Raw genomic sequence first — 21,974 nt, forward strand, 5'->3', positions numbered from 1 at the left:
GCGACGGGACCGATCAGCGGGCACCGAGCACTACGGGCGCGACGACGAGCAAGAGCGAGATCGTGGGGCACCGGACACGAGCACGACCACCGGGGGGGGGCGAGCCGGCGTAATCCGGGCACCGGGCACGAGCAGCGAGCCGGCGGGCACCGAGCACGAAGGACGCGACGGGCGCGACGGGCGCGACGGGCGCGACGGGCGCGACGACGATAGGGGCGACGACGACGGGCTCGAGCACGACCACCGGGCACCGAGCCAGCCGGTACCGGTCACGACGGGCGCGAGCGGGAGCAGTGGGCGGCGGGAAATGACGGCCAGCACCCGGCAGTAGACACCGCCCGACCACGACCACGAGTAGCGGGCACCGGAACCGAGCAGCGGGCGCCGAGCAAACGCAGCGACCTCACGCCGCGCGAGAGGTCCCTTGCCTCTTGGATGCGTGAGGTAGACGAAGAAGCGGACGAGCTAGGGAGGGCCTAGCTGCCCCCGCTGGTCCTCCGCATGAACGGCAACTCAGCGACGGGGCGGCGTTGACTGGCCTTGTGAGCCAGCACGTCATCCGCGACCACGATCTTGATGAGCTGGCGCAACAACCAGACCAGTCGCGCCGTCCCGTGGAGGAGCACGAGAAGCGAAATCTCGAAGAGCCACGGGCCGAGCCACGCGGCGCCAGCGAGGCTCACAACTGTTGCAGCGATGCAGAGGGCGACAGCTTCAAATCCGGACAGGGTGGTCGACATCCACGCCTTCCCGAGAGTCGCTCCAGCCGTTGCCCTGAACGTTTGAAACCTAGGCGTCTGAGCCGAGAGCCCGAAGATCACGACCACGCCAGCAAAGCCGGCGACGACAGCGGCAGCCGCAAGCACGCCGATGTAGAGGGCCTGGACGTCGCTCTGCGGATCGGCCGACGCGAGCCCGAGCCAGACGTTGGGCAGCCAGAGCTGCGTAGCCGCCCAGTGCAGGACTCCGAGCAGGACGAGGCCGCCGTCGACCTTGAAAGGCTCGTCGCGAAGGAACACTCCGATTTGGCGGAGACGCGTCTTCAGACCATCCATCGCGGCGCCTCCTCGTCTAGTTGGTCGCAATCAGTGCCTTGAACTGGCTGATCGCCTGATACATCGCGTTCAGGACGACAGTGGGGGTGGGCTCCTCGTCCTCGTTGACGCCCACTTGCTGACGAACGGTGATCCGGTCTGCGGCGAAGTCGATCTTGTCCCGCTGCAACCCGGCAGCCTCTTCGTCCACGATAACCGTCGCCTTGGCTCTGGCGTAGGGCACGTTCTCGATCAGCTCACGAACTCCCTCGATGAGCTGCGCGCCAGCGATGTCGTCAGGTTTCGCGTTACCGAAGCTGACGATCATCTCCACTGAGGCTCCACCGGCACCGATGCTCTGAGCCGTCTTCAGCGCCTGGCCCATCTCCGATGCCGGCTCGAACTCGTCCATCGCTCCCGCGTCGACCTTGATGTGGAGCTTCGCCGCGCTCTGTGCCCGCCCCAGACGCTCCAGCTGATCCCTTCTCACGTAGGGTCGCAGTTCCAGTCGCTCCTCAGCGGTGGTGTAGCCGGCAACCATGCTGAGCCATTGTGCAAGAACGGTGATCGATGGACCGGCGGAAGACCGCATCACTGCAACGTACGGGGTGCCGCTGACATTGAGGAGGTAGGCGGGCTCGTGCAGGGAGCGGACCGCGCCCGTCGAGGCCAACGATCCGAACTGGCCGTCGGCCGTTGTGGCATCAGGCCAGTCCGAGCCCGGCCGTAGACGCCCAACGTAGAAGTAGTCCGCCTCCGGGGAGGCTTCGTCCTTGGCTTCACCCTCTACCTTGCGGCCGAAGAATTCTCCTCGGCGCTTCGCCTCGGGCAGACCCGCTACGTGCGTGTGTAGAAGTGACCAAAACTCATCAGGTAGCTCGACTACCTGATCGTGCTGGTCGAGAACGATCGGCTCGAAGAAGTACACAGTCTTCTCTTTGGTGTTCGGCACTAGCCCTCCAGAGTTCCCCCCGGCCAGTCGTCTGCGACCCGCCGCTTGACGACATCTTGACATGGTGGAGATTGGCACGATGGCGGGCGCGAGCACCGGGCACGAGCGCGAGCGGAGCACCGGGCACGAGCGCGAGCGGAGCGGGAGATCGGCCGCTGACGCGAGCGGGAGCACCGAGCCGACAGGCAGCCAGCCAGCCAGCCAGCCAGCCAGCCGAGCATCTCGCGCGGTGACGGCCAGCACCAGGCAGCGCACGACCACGACCACCGGGCCGGCGGGCACCGCACGCGACGTGCACAAGCACGAGCACGGGGCACGAGCGGGAGCGCGGGCAGCAGCTCAAGCACCGAGGGGCGAGCAGCGAGCGGCTCGCGGTGACGGCCAGCATCAGGCAGCAGGCACCGCACGACCACGACCACCGAGCACCGGGCCGGCGGGGGCGGCAGCGGGCAGCGGGAGTGCCAAGCACGGGGCACGACGGGCACGAGCGAGAGCGGAGGGCGGCAGCGGGAGCACCGAGCAGCTAGCTCGGTGACGGCCAGCAGCGAGCAGCGGGCACCGGGCACGACGAGCGCGCGCACCGGGCAGCGAGCAGCGCGCGCGGTGGCGGCCAGCACTAGGCAGCAGGCACCGATCCGGCGGGCACCGGGCGAGAGCGGGAGCCGGAGCACCGGGCACGACGGGTGGCAGCGGGAGCACCGAGCAGCGAGCACCTAGCGCGGTGACGGCCAGCACCAGGGAACAGGCACCGCACGACCACGATGTGGCACCGGGCAGCGGGCACGAGCAGCCGCGGGAGCACCGCACGCGAGCGGCAGGCGCCGAGAGGCTCGCGCGGTGACGGCCAGCACCAGACAGCAGGCACCGAGCCGGCAGGTACCGAGAACGACGAGCGCGAGCGGCAGCGGCGTACTCGAGCAGCAGCGGGAGCACCGGGCACCGGTGGCGAGCGGGAGCGGCACGCGCCGAGCGGCTCGCGCGGAGACGGGCCAGCGGCAGCGGGAGCGGCGGCGGCGGCAGCACCGTGCTCGAGCGGCAGCGGCAGCACCGGGCACCGGTGGCGGACGCGAGCGGCACGCGCCGAGCGGCTCGCGCGGTGACGGGCGAGCGGGAGCGGCAGCGGGAGCGGCAGCGGGAGCGGGAGCGGGAGCGGCAGCGGGAGCGGGAGCGGGAGCGGGAGCGGGAGCACCGTGCTCGATCGGCAGCGGCAGTACCGGGTCCCGGGCGCGAGCGGCACGCGCCGCGCGGCTCGCGCGGAGACGGGCCAGCGGCAGCGGGAGCGGCGGCAGCGGCGGCAGCAGCGTGCTCGAGCGGCAGCGGCAGTACCTGGCACCGGGAGCGGGTGCGAGCGGCAGGCGCCGAGCGGCTCGCGCGGTGACGGCCAGCACCGGACAGCAGGTACCGAGCCGGCAGGTATCGAGCCCGGCAGGTACCGAGAACGCCGAGCGCGAGCGGCAGCGGCAGCGGCGTACTCGAGCAGCAGTGGCAGCACCGGGCACCGGTGGCGAGCGCGAGCGGCACGCGCCGAGCGGCTCCCGCTGAGACGGGCCAGCGGCAGCAGGAGCGGCAGCGGGAGCGGCAGCGGCGGCGGCGGCGGCGGCGGCGGCGGCAGCACCGTGCTCGAGCAGCAGTGGCAGCACCGGGCACCGGTGGCGAGCGCGAGCGGCACGCGCCGAGCGGCTCCCGCTGAGACGGGCCAGCGGCGGCGGGAGCGGGAGCGGCGGCGGGAGCGGGAGCGGCGGCGGGAGCGGGAGCACCGTGCTCGAGCGGCAGCGGCAGCGGCAGCGGCAGCGGCAGTACCTGGCACCGGGGGCCGGCGCGAGCGGCACGCGCCGAGCGGCTCGCGCGGTGACGGCCAGCACCGGACAGCAGGCACCGAGCCGGCAGGTACCGAGAACGCCGAGCGCGAGCGGCAGCGGCAGCGGCAGCGGCAGCGGCAGTACCGGGTACCGGGCGCGAGCGGTAGGCGCCGAGCGGCTCGCGCGGAGACGGCCAGCACCAGGCAGCAAACACCGCACCACCACGACCAGGGAGCAGCAGGCATCGAGCACGATGAGCGCGAGCGCGAGCGTCGGCACCGGAGCAGCAGGCTCCGAGTCGACAGGCAGCGAGCAGCTGGGCAGTTACGGCCAGCACCAGATAGCAGGAGCACGAGCGGGAGCACCGGGCGCCGGGCGCCGGGCGGGAGCGGGAGCGGGAGCGGGAGCACCGGCCTCGAGCGGCAGCGGGAGCACCGGGCACCCCACGAGCACGAGCACTACGAGCGCGGGCACCGGGCACGACGAACGAGAGCGGGAGCACCAGGGAGCGGGCACTGAGCGGCTGACACCGGGCACGACGGGCGCGAGCGCGAGCGTAGGCACAGGAGGTGGCAGCTACCGGGCACGACGAGCGCGAGCGTGGGCGCGGAGACCGAACAGCGGGACCAAGCGCCGGGTAGCGAGCTGGCAGGCAGCGAGCAGCTCGTGCGGCGACTGCCAGCACCGCGCGGCCACGGCCACGGCCAGCGATCACGGAGCCGGCGGGCATCGAGCACGAGACCATGGGCAGCGAGCCACCCTGAGCCGCATGACTCCGGGCAGCGCTGCACTGGGCACGGGCAGCGGACGACCGCTAGGAGCAGCACGTGCAGGCCCGGGCGCGACCAGTCTCGAGCACCGTCGAGCGCGGCCTGCCCGGCACGCCATCCGATTTGCCAGGACGAAGGATCTGGGGCTGATGCTGAACGCTCCCGCTTACGAGTGGCGCACCTGTAGATGAAACTTGCACTGACGAACCAGCGTCGGCTACTGTCACGAGTCGTAAGCGGAACGAAGTTCCGCTGCATTGTGCTGCTCAAAAAAGGGAAGTAGAGCGCCGTCACTGATCTTGCTCCTCGTTCTGGATGGGGCAGTGCGGAGAAACCGCGAGGGCCTTCACGTCAGTGTCCGATCCCGGTCATTCCAAGGGAAACCCGAACCCGTTTTTTCGGAAAAACCCTGGTAGAGAGAGAATTCCGTGCTGCCCGCAGGCGGAGGTACGGACGACCTCTCAAAAAACGACCCATCCTCACGCACCGAGCTGACGATGCGAGCTGAGCTTCGAGCCCGAACGATTGCTCGAACCGAGCAGCTCGCTCTTGTATGGATCGCCAACGGCCGGGAGTCGGTAGCCCGACCACCAAGGCCGGACGCAGGTCCTCGATCGGGCCGAGTTGTCTCGAACCGCTGGCTGTCGCGTCGAGTGCCCGCTGCTGCTCCCACGCGACACGCGACACCCGGTGCTCGTCGTGCCCGTCGCTCGTCGTGCCCGTCGCTCGTGGCTCGTGCTCGCTGGTCGTGCGGTTCCTTCTGCCTGGTGCCGGCCCTCGCCGTGCGAGCTGCCCACGCTCGGTGCTCGACGCACGTTGCTCGTGCCCGTCGTTCGTGCCCGGCGTTCGGTGCTCGCTGTCTGCTGCCCGCCGGCCGCTGCTCGTGGTGCCCGGTGCCCGGGTTCGTGGTGCACGGTGCCCGGGTTCGTGGTGCACGGTGCCCGGTGCCCGGGTTCGTGGTGCACGGTGCACGGTGGTCGCGGTGCCCGGGTTCGTGGTGCACGGTGCACGGTGGTCGCGGTGCCCGGGTTCGTGGTGCACGGTGCACGGTGGTCGCGGTGCCCGGTGCCCGTCGCTCGCCGCTCGTGGTGCCCGTCGCTCGCCGCTCGTGGTGCCCGTCGCTCGCCGCTCGTGGTGCCCGTCGCTCGCCGCTCGTGGTGCCCGTGGCTCGCCGCTCGCGGTGCCCGGCGCCCGTCGCTCGCCGCTCGTGGTGCCCGGTGCCCGTCGCTCGTGGTGCCCGGTGCCCGTCGCTCGCCGCTCGTGGTGCCCGGCGCTCGCCGCTCGCGGTGCCCGGCGCCCGTCGCTCGCCGCTCGTGGTGCCCGGCGCCCGTCGCTCGCGGTGCCCGGCGCCCGTCGCTCGCGGTGCCCGGCGCCCGGCGCCCGTCGCTCGTGGTGCCCGGCGCCCGTCGCTCGCGGTGCCCGGCGCCCGTCGCTCGCGGTGCCCGGCGCCCGTCGCTCGCGGTGCCCGGTGCCCGTCGCTCGCGGTGCACGGTGCCCGTCGCTCGTGGTGCCCGCCGGCCGCTGCTGCCTGCTATCCGCCGGCTGCCGCTCGTGCTGCCCGGTGCTCGCCGCTCGTGCTGCCCGCTGCTCGCCGCTCGTGCTGCCCGGTGCTCGCCGCTCGTGCTGCCCGCCGGCTGCCGCTCGTGCTGCCCGGTGCCCGGTGCTCGTGGCGCCCGGTGCACGGTGCTCGCCGCTCGTCGCTCGTGGTGCACCGTGCTCGCCGCTCGCGGTGCACGATGCTCGCCGCTCGTGGTGCACGCTCGGGACGTGCCCGCGCTGCTCGCGCTCGTGGACGCGGCCAGCGCTCGGTGCGCACGCTCGGGACGGGACCGCGCTGCCCGCACTCGTGGATGCTGCTGCTCGGCGCCAGAGATCGCCGCGCGTGTCATTCGAACGAAGCCCAGGTGCAACCGAACTCGCGGCGCACGCCATCGAGGACAACGGACTTAGGTGCACTAAGTCGATAGCTTGCTACTCCGCAACATCAACACTTACCGGCGGTAAGTGGACAGCTTGCTACGCGGTGAGGCCCTCACACGCAGTGGGCTCCGCCGACAGCGAAGCGGACTCCTCCGGCGCCAATCCGTCGTGCTCTCCGCGCAGCCACTCCTCCCAGTAGGTGCGCGATCCCTCGTCCATCTGATTGCGCAGAATCTCTTCCACCTCCGCAGGGGAGTTGTTCAACTGGAGCCACAAGCGATCCGCCTCGCGGTTACTCCTATCAAGCTCCTTCTGACATGACGTGCGGCCAGCGGCGTGGCCCTGGTCGTACGCGTGCAGGACGATGAGTCGCAGGACGGGCGAGACCGTCATGAGGTCGAGGTCACCCCTCACTAGCCGGTCCAGCACCTCCTCGAGAGTCTTAGGTGCTGGCGCTCTCTCAGGCAGATCGCTCGTCATCGGGCGCGGGGTCAGGTTGTGGCGGGTCGTAGAAATCGATCGCTGTCCGCACGAGTGCAGCTGCTGCCCGATCCATCCGGGTAGGCGAAGCGGGCAGCCACTGCGTCCAGTAGGCAGCGACCGAATCGAGCAACTCGGCTACGGCCAAGGGCACTGGATGCGAGCCAGATGCGCGGAGCAGCTCAGCAGCACGCTCCGCGTCGCGCGCCTGCTGCGGCTTGTCCACCTGCGCGTGAGTGTCAGTCACGAGCCGACCGCCTCTACCAGCCGGCGAAGGCTGGAATCAGACACTCGGACGTAACGCTGGGTGGTCTGTGGGGATGAGTGCCCAAGGAGCTGCTGCACGGCGAACACGTCCCGGTCTACGCCGTAGGCACGAGTAGCGAATCGGTGCCGAAGTGCGTGCATGCTCACGCCAACTGGAAGGAGCTGGGATACGAGGTGACCCATCCAGGCGGCAGAGAGGTGCCCTCGATCGCCGCCCGGGAAAGCCCAACCCTGGGGCGCCTCACGGAGGATGGTCGCGAGCGAGGGCGTCAGAGGTAGCTGGCGCACCTTTCGACCCTTCCCGTGCACGGTCAACGCCCACCCCTCGTGCGTCTGCACCAGGTCCCGCGAGTGGACCTGCACCGCCTCGCCGCGCCGCAGCCCCAGCTCGGCGCCGAGACGGAGAGCCAGCCTCTCCCGACTGTCTGCCTTGACGAGCGCAAGAGCATAGGCATCATCAAGCACGATCGCCGGCTGGGAAGCACCGCCGCGAACGACAGGAAGCCGCGAGGCGGGATCGGAGATTGTGCGCTCGGTGTCGACCGCCCAGCGATAGAAGGCCTTGAACGCATCCCGGTGCAGCTTTCGCGTTTCAGGTGCCCAGCGGTGCGCGCCCATCCAGTCCACCAAGTCATCGAGCGTGACAGCCCAGGGAGTCAGGCTCGGGTTCTCGCGAGCGAACCTGCGAACTGCGTTGGTGCGCGTCCGGATCGTCTCCTCAGTGCGACCGATCCCCCGCAAGTAGCTGCGGAAAGCGGCCAGCTCGGGGATCCATGCAGGGGGCGGCGGGAGTTCGGAATGTCTACTCGACGGTTCCGCGGACGGATCGACAGCAGTCCGGCCTGTCTTGTAGGACCAGTGAAAGAACGCGCGGAGGCTCGACCGTTTCGTGCGGATCGAGTTGTCCGCGTAACCGTCGATGCGCATCCGATCTAAGAAGGCGCGTATCTGTTCCCACTCCACCAGCTGCGGCGGAGTCGAGCAGGCCCGCGCGAACTCGCGAACATGCCGCTCTCGCTTCTCGATCGAGCCGGGGCTCATCTCCTTCGCGCGCTGCGCAAACGCGAACAGTTCCAGGGCGTCATTCCAACGCCGGTCGAGCTGCTCACTGGGGATCGTTTCGGTCATCTCGGGTTCTCCTGTCAAGGTCAAAAGTCGCAACTCACATGAGTGCGATAGCCGGCTAGAACGTCAGATTCGGTCAGGGGTAGGCGGCATGAGTCACAGACGTTCGCTGCGATCGTCGAGAGCAGGTAGGGAGTGCCCCTCCGCGAGTGCGCGAGTTTCTCGACCATCACGCCCGACGCTTTGAGAGCTGGAGTCAGCCGCGAGAGCTTGCCCGCGACTGCCTGCGCCGTCTTGGGCCAGTCCGCGGGTTGGCGCCCCTCTCCCGTGAGCTCTGCCAACAATTCGGCTGGCGTGCCCTCCCAGCGCCCACGGGCGTCAATTAGGTCTCGCACGGCCGTGGCGAAGGAATCCGCTTCGGTGACGTTCTGCGCAGCAGTGCGGGCCGCATCGAGATAGTCCGCCAGGGTCGTCCAACCAGTCACGACATCGAGCGCGGCGAGGACGCGGGCGAAGTCGGCCATTCGAGGCGTGTCGTCCAGAGTCACGGTCGGAAGAGCGTCAAGCACTTTCGCAAGCATCGACAGCAGCGCGCCGAGAGCACCGGGCCGAGCAGCGTCAACCTCGGCCATGATTTCCGATTCGGGGCGATACTTGCCGGCCAGCGGGTCCAGCGTGATCGGCAGCAAGCGATCGGCAACGTCGCCCTGCAGAGCACCGGGATCGATCGAGGTAATGACGATCGGGCTGCGGAACGTCAGGTAGGTGATCGTGTCATCGGAGTAGCGGGCACGACGGGCAAAGGATTCACCGGTGACAGCGCGGCACAGGGCATCCTGAAACCACGGCGCCAGACGTGACACGTTGTCGAGGCCGACCGCGTGACTGTTGTAGGCCTTCACTGCCCACCCTTCCGCGTCGGTGGGCGGCGAATCGACCCCGCCCGGCGACGGATCGATCATCGAGAGCACGATTCGGGCGGCGGTGGTCTTGGCCGTTCCTTGCTGCCCCGTGAGCGCGAGAATTGGGTGACCAATGTCCGGGATGAGTGCCGCTAGGAGCCAACCGACCACCAGCCGGAAGCCACTTTCGGAGACGTTGAGCAACGAACGGAGTCCGTCAAGCGAGCCGCTCGCGGCGGGCGCGGGAAGCGGGGACACCGATTCTGTTCGCCGGAAGAGCGCCGGCGATGAAGAGACCAGTCGCCAGCCGGTGCGGTCCACTTCCACTGCTCGTGCATCCGCGGTCCCTAGGTCCAGGTACACGCGGCCCTCATATCGGGCCACCCTGATCGCGACTGGCTCGGGAGCCGTTTCAAGGGCCTCCCCTGCGAGCACTGTCAGCATGTCCGATAGCGCACTGCCGCTCGCTGCGCGACGGTGAGTGCGGAAGTAGACAGCGGCCATCTGCTCTTTCACGCCGTCCCGCCGAAGCGGCAGTGCAATGCCGGGCCGGTCGTGTTCCACCGCGTAGGTCTTGCCGTCCTCTCCCCTGAACACTCGGTACCGCTCCTTCGCCAGCTCGACCAGCTCGGTCGCTTGGGACGGTCCCTTGCCGGAGCCATCGGGGCTCTTGCCCTTGCCGGAGCCATCAGCGCTCTTGGTCTTCACCGAACGCTCGGCCGCGGACGGCTCGACCGGAGGAACGTCGGGATAGCCGGCCGGGTCGAACACGTCGGGCACGTCGCTCGGATCGTTGGACGGGTAGCCCTCTGCTGCCCAGCCGTCGCTCACCACGGCGCACCGCCCGCCCATCCCGACCTAATCACGGCGGCAACCGGTACGGACCGCCGCGCTCCTCGCGCGGTGACCGCCCGACGGCGGCGGCCGCTCAGGATTATCGGCAGATGACGCATTCAGGTGACTCCTGTCGGGATGAGTGGCGATCAAGGTCGATCGCAGAAAAGTGCAGCTGGAAGTGATTGCATCTGGCGCTAGTACGAGGAGCCAGAGCAGCGCGGCAAGGATCAGAGCCGGGCCGGCGGGAACCTCATCCGGCGGCATCGTCATCACCTACTGATGCGATGCCGGCTAGCCCGATCAACGGAAGTCCCGGCGCGCTCGGTCGCGGTCGTCTCGTTCGGCGATGCGCCGGCGCGTCGCGTCGGGGTTGCTCGGGTCAGCGGCTCGCACCTCAGGTGGAAGGTTTCGCTGTCGCTCCTCGTTGATGCGGCGAACCTCAGCAGGATCGCGCCCCACGCGGCCGGCGTAGAGCGCGTCCGGCGCTCCCTTCCGCTGATCAATGCGCTCTGAGCTAGCGAAAGACGGTGGCTCACTCATGCTTCGCCACCCTCCGCGAGTCGCATCACACCGACCGCTTCGGACAGCGCAGAGACGAACTGGACCGCGACATCTCGCGGCATGCTGTCGCAACCGATATCGACCCAGAGGTCGGGCACTCCGATCGTCCACACGCCGTCACGAACGAAATCAGTTCGCTCTACCGCTACCTCGAACTGGTTTCCCTCGCAGGAAGCGCCAGAGTGCACGAGCGTCCGCGCGAACGTAACCGGGACCCCGCGCTTGTCTAGCCCGTCGAGGTCCACGAGCTGGCGTCGAAGCGCCAGCGGGTCGGCCGGGTCGGCCCAGTGCGGCGGCACATTCCGGCGGCGAGTGACCACCATGCCGAAGCCCCCGTCATGCGGATGCCACGCAGTCGGGGCGAAGCCAGCTGCTGCTATGACATCGGTCAGGATCGGCAGGACAGCTGCGCTCGACGGATCAAGGTTGTCCCCTGCGATCGTCATATCGGCAATCGTCAGAGGGTCACCATCACGAGCGCGGCGGGCTGCGATGTAGAGCTTCCACATGTCCTCGTTGTATTCGGTGCCAGTCATGCCGGCGCCGACGAAGAGCGCGAAAGCGGAGTAGAGCAGCCCGCTCATCGTCGGCCGCCCGTGCCCGCGCCCTGGTGCCCCGCTGCCACGCGCTGGTCCGGCCTGCGCCGACTATTCCCGGCTTGCCCCCGCTCACTACGGACGCTTTCAGCCGGGTGCTCGCGCTCGTGATCGACGCTGGATTCCTGCGCGGTCGCGTCGAGGAGCGCGAGCAGCGGCGCCCTCGGGATCAGGATGCGTCGACCGACACGCACACTCGGAATGTCACCAGCGCTGGCCGCTGCGCTGGCCGTTCGAGGATCGACGCCCAGGAGGCTCGCCACCTCCGCCAGAGTCAACGTCGCTCGGGTCAGCGAGCGGGCCTCTTCCATCGTCAGTCCCGTGATTGCCATGCTCTCTCTCTTTGTCGAATATTCGACACTACAACCGCATTGTGCGGATCTGTCGACATCGAGGAACCTACACGGGTGTCAGATATTCAGCAACCCGTGTACGTTGTGTCGTGTGACAGAGCCTGAGAGAACCCCGACAAGCTGGCCCCATCGCGTAGCCGGCCTCGTGGGGCGCCAAGTGAGGACCTACCGGGGGCAGCGCGGGCTGTCAGCACTCGCGCTTTCGCGTCGAACGGAGGCGCTGGGGCACGCCATCAAGCGCTCGGTGATCGCTGAGATGGAGACAGGCAAACGGACCACTGTTACGCTCGCCGACATCCTCGTGCTGGCAGCAGCGCTCGAAGTACCGCCGATGGCCCTCATCTTGCCGATCGGCCACACGAACGTGATCGAGATTCTGCCCAACGAGCACATCGGCCTAACCCGCGCGTTGGACTGGCTGGACGGCACCGACATGCTGGGCCGCTCATTTCAGCGCCCGTGGATTCAGGGTGATCAAGATGTGCGCTCGTCTGAGGAGAACTGGAGGAGCGCTGTCGCCCCGCTTGAGGCGCGCAACAATTTCAAGGAAGCCTTTAGCGACTGGGCGGCGTCCATGCACGAGAAAACGCGCACACCGCCCGAAAGCCCCGCATTCGCCTACGTCGTAGAGCTGGAGCGCCAGGCGCGAGGGCGAGCAAGAGAGTGGTTCAACGAATCGAAGAGGCTCGGGCTACCCGGTTCAGATGTTGTGATCGGTCTGTTCGATGACGACAGCGCGGAAAAGATGAACCGCATCGCAAGGGGTGACCAGAGTTGAAGCGCTCCTCCAGGCGTCGCGGAGTCGGCTCGATCACGAGCTACGAGACGAAGGCCGGCAAGCGGTATCGGTGGCAACTGAGGGTCCCCGTCGATGCCGAGCAGCCAGACGGGCCGACCAGGCTCGCCGGCGGAGCGGGCTTCGCCACCGTCGACGCCGCAGATGACGCGCTCCAGCTCGCGAGGCAGAAGCTGCGCGAGCACCGCACGATCATTCGAGGAGGGGCACCCACCGTCGAGCAGTACGCATCGGAATGGCTAGCCGGCCTGCGCCTGGCGAACTCGACCGTGGACGGATATCGGCGCATCATGCGCATCCACGTCGTGCCTGACCTCGGGAGCATACGACTCGACCAGCTCACCGCGACCAGGCTCGCAAGACACTACCGCGAGCTGCTCCAGTCGGGCCGGCGCGACAAGACCGGACGAGGAGAACCCCTCTCCGCGAACAGCGTGAACAAGATTCACGTAGCCCTCGGCGCAATGCTCGACGCCGCTCGCGACGACGGGCACCTCTCGGTCAATCCCGCACGAAAGACCCGCGTCGTCAAAGCTCCCACCGGCAAGCAGATTCGGGCCGAAAAGCCTGAGGTGAGCGCGTGGACTGCCGTCGAGCTGGCGGCCTTCCTGCGATGGAACAGACACGTCATGAACGATGAGTTCCACGCACTGTGGGTCTGCATCGCCAATACCGGGATGCGGCGGGGTGAAGCGATCGCCCTGCGCTGGGGAGACATCGACCTCGACGCTGGACGGATCAGCATCCGTCGCGCCTCAGATGTCACCTTGCGGAACGCTGCCAAGACAACGAAGACAGGTCAGGCGCGCGTCGTAGACATCGATGCCGCCACAGTCGACGTGCTGAAAAGCTGGAAGGCCACTCGCGGCCGGCTCGCCCTCGACCTCGCCCGCGCGAGCGCCTATGCCTTCGGCACTGTCGACAACGAGATTCCGAACGCCAACGCGATCGGGAAGCGCTGGTCGAACCGTGTCCGCGACGCTCGCTCCGCGCTCGGCCACGAGCAGCTCAAGCCGCTCACGCTAAAGGGCCTTCGGCACACACATGCAACGTTGCTGCTCGAACTCGGCGTGCACCCGAAGGTGGTCCAAGAGCGCCTCGGCCACAGCAACATCAGCACGACCATGAACATCTACAGCCACGTGACCCCGACGATGCAGCGGGATGCCGTAGAACGCCTCGCGATGCTGTTCTCGTAGCTACCACATACGCGCTTGTTGCACGGGCTGTTGCAGAGCCCCCGGAAAGCGAGAACGGCGCTTGATCAAATCCCTGATCAGGCGCCGTTTTCGTCTGTAGCGGGAGCGGGACTTGAACCCGCGACACCACGATTATGAGCCGTGTGCTCTAACCACCTGAGCTACCCCGCCGCGCGTTCTTCGCAGGCCTGGCCTGCGGGGAACGGAGCCCCCTGTGGGAATCGGACCCACTACCTCTTCCTTACCAAGGAAGTGCTCTACCAATGAGCTAAGGGGGCGCACCTGCGGGTCTGACAGCCCCTCTCGGGGCGTGCCCGCGATTTGGCACCGTTAGACGATAGCACCTCCGCGGAGCGTCGACGACCGCGGGGGACGCGCCCCCGCGGCTGCCCGTCTGCGGCTACGCCCGGCTCGCCTCGTCGAGCGCGGAGAGCTCCTCGGCGCTCAGCTCGAGGGAGGCCGAGGCGATCAGCGCCGGCAGCTGCTCCATCACTCGGGCGCTGGCGATCGGCGCGACCACTCCGGGCTGCGAGCGGAGCCACGCGAGCGCCACCGTCGCCACCTCGGCGCCGTGCGCCTCCGCCGCCGCGTCGAGCGCCGCCAGCACCCGGCGGCCGCGGCCGTCGAGGTAGCGGGAGGCGCCGTCGGCGCGCGGACCCTCGGGCGTCGATCCGTCGCGGTACTTGCCGGTCAGGAATCCCGACGCCAGGGCGGAGTAGGGGACGACGGCCAGCCCCGCCTCGCGGGCGAGGGGTAGCAGGTCGGCCTCGATCCCGCGCTCCACGAGGTTGTAGTGCGGCTGCAGCGCGACGGGCGCGTGCAGGCCCTCCTCGCCCGCGATGCGCAGCCACTCCGCGACGCGCTCGGCGCTGAAGTTCGACACTCCGATCGCGCGAACGAGGCCCTGGTCCACGAGCTCGGAGAACACGGCGGCGATGTCGGCCATCGGCACGGCCTCGTCGTCGAAGTGAGCGTAGTAGAGGTCGATCCGGTCGGTCGCGAGCCGCTCGAGGGAGGCGCGGGCGGCCGCGCGCACGGTGTCGGGCGCGAGGCCGGTGAACTGCGGGTGGCGGCCCGCCTTCGTCGCGATCACCACGTCGTCCCGGTCCCCCGAGCGCTGCGCGAGCCACTCGCCGATGATCGTCTCGGACTCGCCGCCCGTGTTGCCCGGGACCCAGGCGGAGTAGGCGTCGGCGGTGTCGATGAAGTCGCCGCCCGCGGCCGTGTAGCCGTCGAGGACGTCGAAGGAGGTCTGCCGCCCCGCGGTCCAGCCGAAGACGTTGCCGCCGAGCGAGAGCGGGAAGACGTCGATGCCGGAGTCGCCGAGCGGCGAGCGGGTGACGGAGGAGGATGCTGCGCTGTCGATGGTCATCCCCCGATTCAAGACCCGCTCCCCGCCGTGATCGATCCCCCTCCCGCGCATGCGCGGCAAGGACTCAGGCTCTCAGCGCCGCGGGTAGTCGGCGTAGGCGAAGCGCGTCGCGTCCGGCGCCCAGCCGGAGACGTTGATCGTCCCCTGCCCGCCGTGGAGGCGCTCCAGCACGCGGCCGGGCTCGAGCGTCGAGCGCCCGGGGAGGTCGAGCAGCCGCAGCTCGACGTCGACGTTCTCGGGGTGCCCGGCCGTCCCCTCCGGATAGGCGAGGTAGAGCAGGTGCGCGCCGTCGGGCGACTCGTGCGGGAACCAGTCGACCGTGTCCGACTCGACCAGGCGGGAGAGCGCGGAGCCGTCGAGGCCGATGCGGAACAGCTGCGCGCCTCCTCCGGCCCGCTCGGAGTTGAAGACGAGGGTGCGGCCGTCGGCCGAGACGTCGACGCCGTCGTCGGCCGCCTCGTCGTCGGTCAGGGCGGTGAGCGGGCCTCCCCCGGCCGGCATCGTGTAGACGTCGGTCCGCCACCGCCCGGAGGCGTCGCCGCCGCCGATCAGCGCGAGGGTCGCGCCGTCGGGCGAGACGCCGTGCAGGTAGTGCTTGAAGCGCGCGCCCTCGCGCTCGGCGGTCAGGCGGCGGGCGGGGGCGGAGCCGTCGAGCTCGACCGCGTAGAGGTGCCCGTCGCGCGCCGAGACGTAGGCGAGCCCGCCGGACGGGGCGAGCACGTGGTCGTTGTTGAGCTCGGCCGGCACCCCGTCGAGCGGGATCGGCTCGAGCACGGCCGCCCCCTCGAGCGGCAGCCGGAAGAGGCCGCCGTCGCCGTTCACGATCAGGGCGGAGCCGTCCGGAGTCCAGTTCGGCGCCTCCACGAGGACGGAGTCGGACTCGAAGACGGTCGTCGACTCCCCCGTCGCGAGGTCGTGGACGCGGAGTCGGCAGAGCTGGTCGGGGAGGAGCGAGCGGGCCATGCTCCCCACGGTAGGGCCCTGGCGGATCACGACGGGGCCGTCAAGCCTTCGCGCACTCAGGTTCCGCGGGAGGGCGCTCCGATATTCTTGACCGACTTATGCGCTGGGTACACCTTGGGAGGAACATGTGATGCTCCTCATCCTCGTGATCTCGTTCGCGATCGCCGTGGTGACCCCCTGGCTGGTGGACCGTTTCGGGCCGAAGACGTTCTACGCGCTCGCGCTGATCCCGGCCGCGAGCTTCGTCGCCACCGCGACCGCCCTGCCGACGATCCTCGACGGCGGCGAGATCCGCGAGTCCGTGCCGTGGATCCCCGCGCTCGACATCGCCCTCTCCTTCCGCCTGGACGCGCTCTCGATCGTCCTCGCCCTCGTGGTCAGCGGAGTCGGCGCCCTGGTCCTCGCCTACTGCGCGACGTACTTCAGCCGCGACGAGCCCTCGCTGGGCCGGTTCGCAGCGCTCCTGTCCGCGTTCGCCGGAGTGATGTACGGGCTGGTCACGGCCGACGACGTGATCATCCTCTTCGTCTTCTGGGAGGCGACGAGCGTCCTCTCCTACCTCCTCATCGGCCACTACAGCGGGCGCAAGGAGAGCCGGGGTGCCGGGCTCCAGGCGCTCCTGGTCACGACTCTCGGCGGGCTGGCGATGCTGGTCGGGATCATCGTCCTGATCGTGCAGGCCGGTACCACCAGCCTCTCCGGGATCGTCGCCGCCGCCCCCTCCGGCCCGATCGTGTCGACGGCCCTGGTGCTGGTGCTGCTCGGCGCGTTCTCGAAGTCGGCCCTGGTGCCGTTCCACTTCTGGCTGCCGGCCGCGATGGCCGCTCCCACGCCGGTCAGCGCCTACCTGCACGCCGCCGCGATGGTGAAGGCGGGCATCTACCTCGTCGCGCGCCTCGCGCCGGGCTTCGCCGACGACTCCGTCTGGCTGCCCGTGGTGGTGAGCGTCGGAGTCTGGACCATGCTCGTCGGCGGCTGGCGCTCGCTCCGGCAGTACGACCTCAAGCTCGTGCTGGCCTACGGCACCGTCAGCCAGCTCGGCTTCCTGACCGTCGCCGTCGGCTTCGGCTCGCGCGACGCCGCGCTGGCCGGACTGACCCTGCTCGTCGCCCACGCTCTCTTCAAGGCGCTGCTCTTCCTCACCGTCGGCATCGTCGACCACCGCGCCGGCACGCGCGACCTCCGCAAGCTCAGCGGCCTGGGACGGCAGGCGCCGGTGCTCGCGAGCGCCGCCCTCGTCGGCGTGCTGTCGATGGCGGGCATCCCGCCGCTGCTGGGCTTCGTCGCCAAGGAGGCCGTGTTCACGAGCCTGATCTCGGCGATCGAGCAGGGCTCGTTCTGGGCCTGGGTCGCGCTGGTCGGCCTCGTCCTCGGCTCGATCCTCACCGTGGCCTACTCCGCGCGCTTCTTCTGGGGCGCCTTCGCCCGGAAGAAGGGGCTCGAGGACACGCACCTGCACGCCGAGCCGTGGACCTTCACCGCCGCCCCGGTGCTGCTGGCCGCCGCCAGCGTGATCGGCGGGATCGCCGCCTCCGTGCTCGACCCGCTCGTCGCCGTCTACGCGGACACCCTCCCCTACGCCGCCCCGGACGCCGACCCGGAGCTCGCCGCCGCCGCGGAGGCCTCCGACCACGGCGGCTACCACCTCGCGCTCTGGCACGGCTTCGAGCCCGCGCTGGCACTCAGCGCCCTCGTGATCGCCGTCGGACTACTGCTCTTCGCCAAGCGCGTCGCCGTCGCGCGCGCGCAGTCGATGCTGCCCAACCGGATCGACTCGGCCGAGGGCTACTGGGCCACCGTCCGCTGGCTCGACCGCGTCGCCAGCACGGTCACCGAGTCCGTCCAGCGCGGCTCGCTCCCCCGCTACCTGACGGTGATCTTCGCGGTCTTCGTCCTCGGCGTCGGCGGTGCGGCCGCCCTCAACCGCACCTGGCCGGGCGATCTCGTCTTCTGGGACAGCCCGGGCCAGCTCGCGGTCGCGGCCGTGATGATCCTCGCGGCGGTGCTGTGCGCGATCGCCCGCAACCGCGTCGCCGCCGTGCTGCTGGCCGGCGCCACCGGCTACGGGATGGTGGCCCTCTTCGCCCTGCAGGGCGCACCGGACCTCGCCCTCACCCAGGCGCTGATCGAGACGGTGACCCTCGTGGTCTTCGTCCTGGTGCTGCGCCGCCTCCCGACCCGCATCGCCGCGAAGCACCAGCCGATGCGCAAGCGCCTGCGCGCCGTCATCGGCATCGCGGTCGGAGCGGTCATGGCCCTCGCCGCCACCATCGCCCTCGGCGCCCGGACCGCGACGCCGATCTCGGCCGAGCTGCCCCGCCTCGCCTACGAGGAGGGCAAGGGCCGCAACATCGTCAACGTCCTGCTCGTCGACATCCGCGCCTGGGACACGATGGGCGAGATCTCGGTCCTCGTCGTGGTCGCCACCGGCGTCGCGAGCCTGATCTTCCTCTCCAGCCGGGCCGGAGGCGCTCCCCGCCTCGAGTCGCAGAGCGCCGACGACCGCCGCGAGCGCGCGATGGACCTGACCACCTCCTCCGCCGACGCCGAGCGCGACGGCGACCGGGGCTCCTGGCTCGTCGCCGGGCGCACGCTCCGGCCGGAGAACCGCTCGATCGTGCTCGAGGTGCTGGTGCGCCTGCTCTTCCACCCCGCGATGATCGTGTCGGTCTACCTGCTCTTCACCGGACACAACACCCCGGGCGGAGGCTTCGCGGGCGGCCTGCTCGCCGGTCTCGCCCTCGTCGCGCGCTACCTCGCCGGCGGCCGCTTCGAGCTCGGCGAGGCCGCGCCGATCGACGCGGGCAAGGTCCTCGGACTCGGCCTCTTCTTCGCCGTCGGCACCGCCGTCTCCTCCCTCGCCTTCGGCCTCGAGGTCCTCGAGTCGAGCTGGCTCGACCTCGAGGTGCCGGTGCTGGGCGAGCTCCACCTGGGCACGTCCACCCTCTTCGACATCGGGGTGTACCTGATCGTGATCGGCCTCGCCCTCGACATCCTCCGCAGCCTCGGCGGCGAGGTCGACCGCCACGGCGAGGAGGCCGAGCAGGGCTCCCCCTCGGGCGACGGCGTCACGCACTCGACGGACAGCACCCCCGGCCCCGGCCAGGGCACGGTCGACGGGCTCGAGACCTCGCTCCCCACCGGCTCCACGGTCGTCGGCGGACCGGGCAGGGGGGACGGCGCATGAGCATCACCCTCGTCCTCGTCGTCGTGATGGCGGTGATGTACGCGGCGGGCGTCTACCAGATGCTCGAGCGCAGCCTCACCCGCATCCTGATCGGGTTCCTGCTCGTCGGGAACGCGACCAACATCCTCATCCTGCTGATGGCCGGCCGCTCGGGCATCGCGCCGTTCGTCACCGACGACGGGCGCTCCTACGAGCAGATCGCCGCCGAGATGGCCGACCCGCTGCCGCAGGCGCTGATCCTCACCGCGATCGTGATCACCTTCGGGGTGTCCGCCTTCCTCCTCGCGATGATCTACCGGCGCTGGCGCCTCGCCAACGCCGACCAGGTGGAGGACGACGAGACCGACGCCTCCGTCCGCGAGGACGCGGCGGGCATCTCGGCCCAGACCACCGCCGACGACCGGGCGCTCGACGTCCTGCTCGAGTCCAGCGACGAGGGCACCGCCGCCAAGCACGGGGAGAGCGACATGACCGACGACAGGAAGGAGGACCGATGAACGCCCTGATCCCGCTCGTCGTCACCCTCCCCCTCCTGGGAGCGGCCGTCGCGCTGATCCTCGGACGCCACCGGCGCGCGCAGATCACCGTGAACATCGTGACGCTCTCGAGCGTTCTGGTGATCTCCTCGGTGATGCTCGTGCTGGTACTCACCGGCGACGGAGGCGGCAGCGCCGTCTACGTGGGCGGCTGGGAGCCGCCGTGGGGCATCGTGCTGGTCGTCGATCCGCTCGCCGCGCTGATGCTCGTGATCACCTCGATCACCCTGCTGGGCGTCCTGCTGTTCTCGGTCGGCCAGGGCCTCGTCGACGGCAACCGCGAGACGCCGGTCACGATCTTCCACCCGACCTACCTGATCCTCTCGGCGGGCATCCTCAACGCCTTCGTCGCGGGCGACCTCTTCAACCTCTACGTCGGCTTCGAGATCCTGCTGGCCGCGAGCTACGTGCTGATCACCCTGGGCGGCACCGCGCCGCGGATCCGCGCCGGCACGACCTACGTGGTCGTCAGCCTGGTCTCGAGCGTGTTCTTCCTCTCGGCCATCGGCCTGCTCTACGGCGCCACCGGCACGGTCAACATGGCGCAGCTCTCGATCCGCATCGCCGAGCTCCCCGCCGACGTGCAGCTGGTGCTCCACGTGGTGCTGCTGCTCGGCTTCGGGATCAAGGCGGCCGTCTTCCCCCTGTCGTTCTGGCTCCCGGACTCGTACCCCACGGCTCCGGCGCCGGTCACCGCCGTCTTCGCCGGACTCCTCACCAAGGTCGGCGTGTACGCGCTGATCCGCACCGAGACCCTGCTCTTCCCCGGCGGGAGGCTGAGCGAGGTGCTGCTGGTGGTGGCGCTGCTGACGCTGATCGTCGGCATCCTCGGTGCGGTCGCGCAGGCCGACATCAAGCGGATGCTGTCCTTCACGCTGGTCTCGCACATCGGCTACATGGTCTTCGGGATCGCCGTGGGCACCCCGGCCGGCTACGCGGCCACGATCTTCTACGTCATCCACCACATCACGGTGCAGACGACGCTCTTCCTCGCGACCGGCCTGATCGAGCGCGTCGGCGGCACCACCTCGATCCTGCGCCTCGGCGGGCTGCTCAAGGCCTCGCCGCTGCTGGCGCTGCTCTACTTCATCCCCGCGATGAACCTCGGCGGGATCCCGCCGTTCACCGGCTTCCTCGGCAAGGTGGGGCTCTTCGTCGCCGGCACGGAGTCGGCCGTCGACCAGCCGTCGTGGCTGATCTGGGCCGTCATCGCCGCCGGGGCCGTGACCTCGCTCCTGACCCTCTACGCCGTCGCGCGCGTCTGGAACATGGTCTTCTGGCGCCGCCAGGAGGAGGTGCCCGGCTACGAGTCGCCCCTGATCGACCAGCTGCAGGAGGACCCCGACGACACGGGCAGCATCCGCACCCGCCACTCGCCGCCGATGATGGTGCTCGCCACCGCGGGGATGGTCGTCGTCGGCGTCGTGCTGACCGTCGGCGCCGGTCCCCTCTACGACGCGAGCGAGCGAGCGGCGAGCGCGGTCGCCGACCCCGCGACCTACATCGCGACCGTCTACCGCGACTCGTCCTTCGGAGAGGAGGGGCCGCGATGAGCCCCCGCCGCCGCGTCGACATCTGGAACCGCGTCGCGATGTTCGTGACCCTCGTCGGGATCTGGGTGCTGCTCTGGGACGACGTCTCGGTGCTGTCGATCGTCACCGGCTTCCTGGTCGCCCTGCTGATCACCCGGGTGTTCTACCTGCCGCCGGTCGAGTTCTCGAACCGCATCAACCCGTGGTTCGTGCTCCTCTTCCTCCTGCGCCTGCTGGCCGACATCGCGGTGGCCTCGGTGCGGGTGTCCTGGCAGATCCTGACCCTGCCCGTCCCGGTGCACAACGCCATCGTCGCCGTGCACCTGCGCAGCCGCTCCGAGGGGATGCTCGTCTGGACGACGGAGGCCGTCTCGCTCGTCCCCGGCTCCCTGGTGATCGACGTGGACCCGCAGCTGAACGTCCTCTACCTGCACGTGCTCGGCGTGACCCACGACGAGGGCGAGCGGATCGACGAGGTGCGCCGGACGGTCCTCCGGACGGAAGCGCGCATCGTCCGGGCCATCGGCTCCCGCGAGGACGTGCAGCGCGTGAATCGGCCGATCGAGGCCGGATCGGGGGTGGTCCGGTGATCGACTGGCTGATCTGGATCCTGGTGCCGGTCTTCGGCGCCGCCTGCCTGCTCGCGCTCGTGCGGATCCTCCGCGGTCCGTCCGTGCTCGACCGGGTCGTCGCGGCCGACGTGCTCGTCGCGACGATCATCTGCGGGATCGGCGCCGAGATGGCGGTCAACCACCACGCGCGGACCCTGCCCGTCGCGCTCGGGCTCGCGCTGTTCGCCGTCTTCGGATCGATCAGCGTCGCCAAGTTCATGGCCAACCGCGAGGAGGACTGA

The 21,974-nt window shown here is 69.7% G+C and carries 16 protein-coding genes and 2 tRNA genes; 7 read left to right on the forward strand and 11 right to left on the reverse strand.

Going from position 1 to position 21,974, the window contains the following annotated elements; all coding sequences use genetic code 11:
* Positions 1–476: 476 nt before the first annotated feature.
* The 7 genes from C5C99_RS01375 to C5C99_RS01415 form a co-directional block, all read right to left on the reverse strand.
* Complete coding sequence (locus tag C5C99_RS01375) at positions 477–1,055, reverse strand: hypothetical protein (RefSeq protein ID WP_104339473.1); 579 nt, start codon at positions 1,053–1,055, stop codon at positions 477–479.
* Positions 1,056–1,071: 16 nt separating this feature from the next.
* A complete protein-coding gene (locus C5C99_RS01380) occupies positions 1,072–1,986 on the reverse strand; it encodes a hypothetical protein (protein ID WP_104339474.1) in 915 nt (304 codons plus the stop codon).
* A gap of 4,585 nt (positions 1,987–6,571) precedes the next feature.
* Positions 6,572–6,955, reverse strand: a complete 384-nt coding sequence (locus C5C99_RS01395) for a hypothetical protein (RefSeq protein WP_146085451.1) — start codon at positions 6,953–6,955, stop codon at positions 6,572–6,574.
* Between the two features lie 243 nt (positions 6,956–7,198).
* Positions 7,199–8,350 carry a tyrosine-type recombinase/integrase gene (locus C5C99_RS01400; protein ID WP_219813596.1) on the reverse strand — a complete coding sequence of 384 codons (1,152 nt, stop codon included), beginning with the start codon at positions 8,348–8,350 and terminating at the stop codon, positions 7,199–7,201.
* A gap of 20 nt (positions 8,351–8,370) precedes the next feature.
* Complete coding sequence (locus tag C5C99_RS01405; RefSeq protein ID WP_181074523.1) at positions 8,371–10,020, reverse strand: ATP-binding protein; 1,650 nt, start codon at positions 10,018–10,020, stop codon at positions 8,371–8,373.
* A 542-nt stretch (positions 10,021–10,562) separates the two neighbouring features.
* Positions 10,563–11,171 (reverse strand): hypothetical protein, encoded by a 609-nt coding sequence (locus C5C99_RS01410; protein WP_104339477.1) that lies wholly within the window; start codon positions 11,169–11,171, stop codon positions 10,563–10,565.
* Positions 11,168–11,515, reverse strand: a complete 348-nt coding sequence (locus C5C99_RS01415; RefSeq protein WP_104339478.1) for a helix-turn-helix domain-containing protein — start codon at positions 11,513–11,515, stop codon at positions 11,168–11,170. The genes C5C99_RS01410 and C5C99_RS01415 overlap by 4 nt, the downstream gene beginning before the upstream one ends.
* Positions 11,516–11,693: 178 nt before the next feature.
* On the opposite strand from C5C99_RS01415, the gene C5C99_RS01420 reads away from it, so the two are divergent.
* Entirely contained in the window at positions 11,694–12,314 is a 621-nt protein-coding gene (locus tag C5C99_RS01420; RefSeq protein ID WP_146085452.1) for a helix-turn-helix domain-containing protein, read from the forward strand.
* A complete protein-coding gene (locus C5C99_RS01425) occupies positions 12,311–13,531 on the forward strand; it encodes a site-specific integrase (RefSeq protein ID WP_104339480.1) in 1,221 nt (406 codons plus the stop codon). Before C5C99_RS01420 ends, C5C99_RS01425 begins: the two co-directional genes overlap by 4 nt.
* A 97-nt stretch (positions 13,532–13,628) precedes the next feature.
* On the opposite strand, the gene C5C99_RS01430 is transcribed toward C5C99_RS01425, so the two are convergent.
* The 4 genes from C5C99_RS01430 to C5C99_RS01445 all read right to left on the reverse strand — a co-directional run bounded on the left by C5C99_RS01430 (position 13,629) and on the right by C5C99_RS01445 (position 15,866).
* Positions 13,629–13,702 (reverse strand) — tRNA-Met (locus C5C99_RS01430).
* A gap of 35 nt (positions 13,703–13,737) precedes the next feature.
* Positions 13,738–13,809: transfer RNA gene (locus tag C5C99_RS01435), tRNA-Thr, on the reverse strand.
* Positions 13,810–13,931: 122 nt separating this feature from the next.
* On the reverse strand, positions 13,932–14,903 hold the full coding sequence (locus tag C5C99_RS01440) for an aldo/keto reductase (protein ID WP_104339481.1): 972 nt from the start codon (positions 14,901–14,903) through the stop codon (positions 13,932–13,934).
* Between the two features lie 72 nt (positions 14,904–14,975).
* Positions 14,976–15,866, reverse strand: coding sequence for a PD40 domain-containing protein (locus tag C5C99_RS01445; RefSeq protein WP_104339482.1), 891 nt, complete (start codon positions 15,864–15,866; stop codon positions 14,976–14,978).
* Between the two features lie 130 nt (positions 15,867–15,996).
* On the opposite strand from C5C99_RS01445, the gene C5C99_RS01450 reads away from it, so the two are divergent.
* The 5 genes from C5C99_RS01450 to C5C99_RS01470 are packed head-to-tail and all read left to right on the forward strand — an operon-like array spanning position 15,997 to position 21,974.
* Positions 15,997–19,053 (forward strand): Na+/H+ antiporter subunit A, encoded by a 3,057-nt coding sequence (locus C5C99_RS01450; RefSeq protein ID WP_104335860.1) that lies wholly within the window; start codon positions 15,997–15,999, stop codon positions 19,051–19,053.
* Positions 19,050–19,550, forward strand: coding sequence for a Na(+)/H(+) antiporter subunit C (locus tag C5C99_RS01455; RefSeq protein ID WP_104339483.1), 501 nt, complete (start codon positions 19,050–19,052; stop codon positions 19,548–19,550). Before C5C99_RS01450 ends, C5C99_RS01455 begins: the two co-directional genes overlap by 4 nt.
* The gene (locus C5C99_RS01460) at positions 19,547–21,142 is read left to right on the forward strand and encodes a Na+/H+ antiporter subunit D (protein ID WP_104262962.1); all 1,596 of its coding nucleotides are present in this window, start codon (positions 19,547–19,549) and stop codon (positions 21,140–21,142) included. The genes C5C99_RS01455 and C5C99_RS01460 overlap by 4 nt, the downstream gene beginning before the upstream one ends.
* Positions 21,139–21,711 (forward strand): Na+/H+ antiporter subunit E, encoded by a 573-nt coding sequence (locus C5C99_RS01465; RefSeq protein ID WP_104234245.1) that lies wholly within the window; start codon positions 21,139–21,141, stop codon positions 21,709–21,711. Before C5C99_RS01460 ends, C5C99_RS01465 begins: the two co-directional genes overlap by 4 nt.
* Entirely contained in the window at positions 21,708–21,974 is a 267-nt protein-coding gene (locus tag C5C99_RS01470; RefSeq protein ID WP_308470711.1) for a monovalent cation/H+ antiporter complex subunit F, read from the forward strand. The genes C5C99_RS01465 and C5C99_RS01470 overlap by 4 nt, the downstream gene beginning before the upstream one ends.

It is taken from the genome of Rathayibacter sp. AY1C4 (assembly GCF_002932195.1).
Lineage (GTDB): Bacteria > Actinomycetota > Actinomycetes > Actinomycetales > Microbacteriaceae > Rathayibacter.

What these genes read in the sequence shown, in the direction of transcription:
- C5C99_RS01375 (WP_104339473.1), bottom strand. Translation starts at nt 1,055, where the DNA reads ATGGATGGTCTGAAGACGCGTCTCCGCCAAATCGGAGTGTTCCTTCGC.
- C5C99_RS01395 (WP_146085451.1), bottom strand. Translation starts at nt 6,955, where the DNA reads ATGACGAGCGATCTGCCTGAGAGAGCGCCAGCACCTAAGACTCTCGAG.
- C5C99_RS01400 (WP_219813596.1), bottom strand. Translation starts at nt 8,350, where the DNA reads ATGACCGAAACGATCCCCAGTGAGCAGCTCGACCGGCGTTGGAATGAC.
- C5C99_RS01410 (WP_104339477.1), bottom strand. Translation starts at nt 11,171, where the DNA reads ATGAGCGGGCTGCTCTACTCCGCTTTCGCGCTCTTCGTCGGCGCCGGC.
- C5C99_RS01415 (WP_104339478.1), bottom strand. Translation starts at nt 11,515, where the DNA reads ATGGCAATCACGGGACTGACGATGGAAGAGGCCCGCTCGCTGACCCGA.
- C5C99_RS01440 (WP_104339481.1), bottom strand. Translation starts at nt 14,903, where the DNA reads ATGACCATCGACAGCGCAGCATCCTCCTCCGTCACCCGCTCGCCGCTC.
- C5C99_RS01445 (WP_104339482.1), bottom strand. Translation starts at nt 15,866, where the DNA reads ATGGCCCGCTCGCTCCTCCCCGACCAGCTCTGCCGACTCCGCGTCCAC.
- C5C99_RS01450 (WP_104335860.1), top strand. Translation starts at nt 15,997, where the DNA reads ATGCTCCTCATCCTCGTGATCTCGTTCGCGATCGCCGTGGTGACCCCC.
- C5C99_RS01455 (WP_104339483.1), top strand. Translation starts at nt 19,050, where the DNA reads ATGAGCATCACCCTCGTCCTCGTCGTCGTGATGGCGGTGATGTACGCG.
- C5C99_RS01460 (WP_104262962.1), top strand. Translation starts at nt 19,547, where the DNA reads ATGAACGCCCTGATCCCGCTCGTCGTCACCCTCCCCCTCCTGGGAGCG.
- C5C99_RS01465 (WP_104234245.1), top strand. Translation starts at nt 21,139, where the DNA reads ATGAGCCCCCGCCGCCGCGTCGACATCTGGAACCGCGTCGCGATGTTC.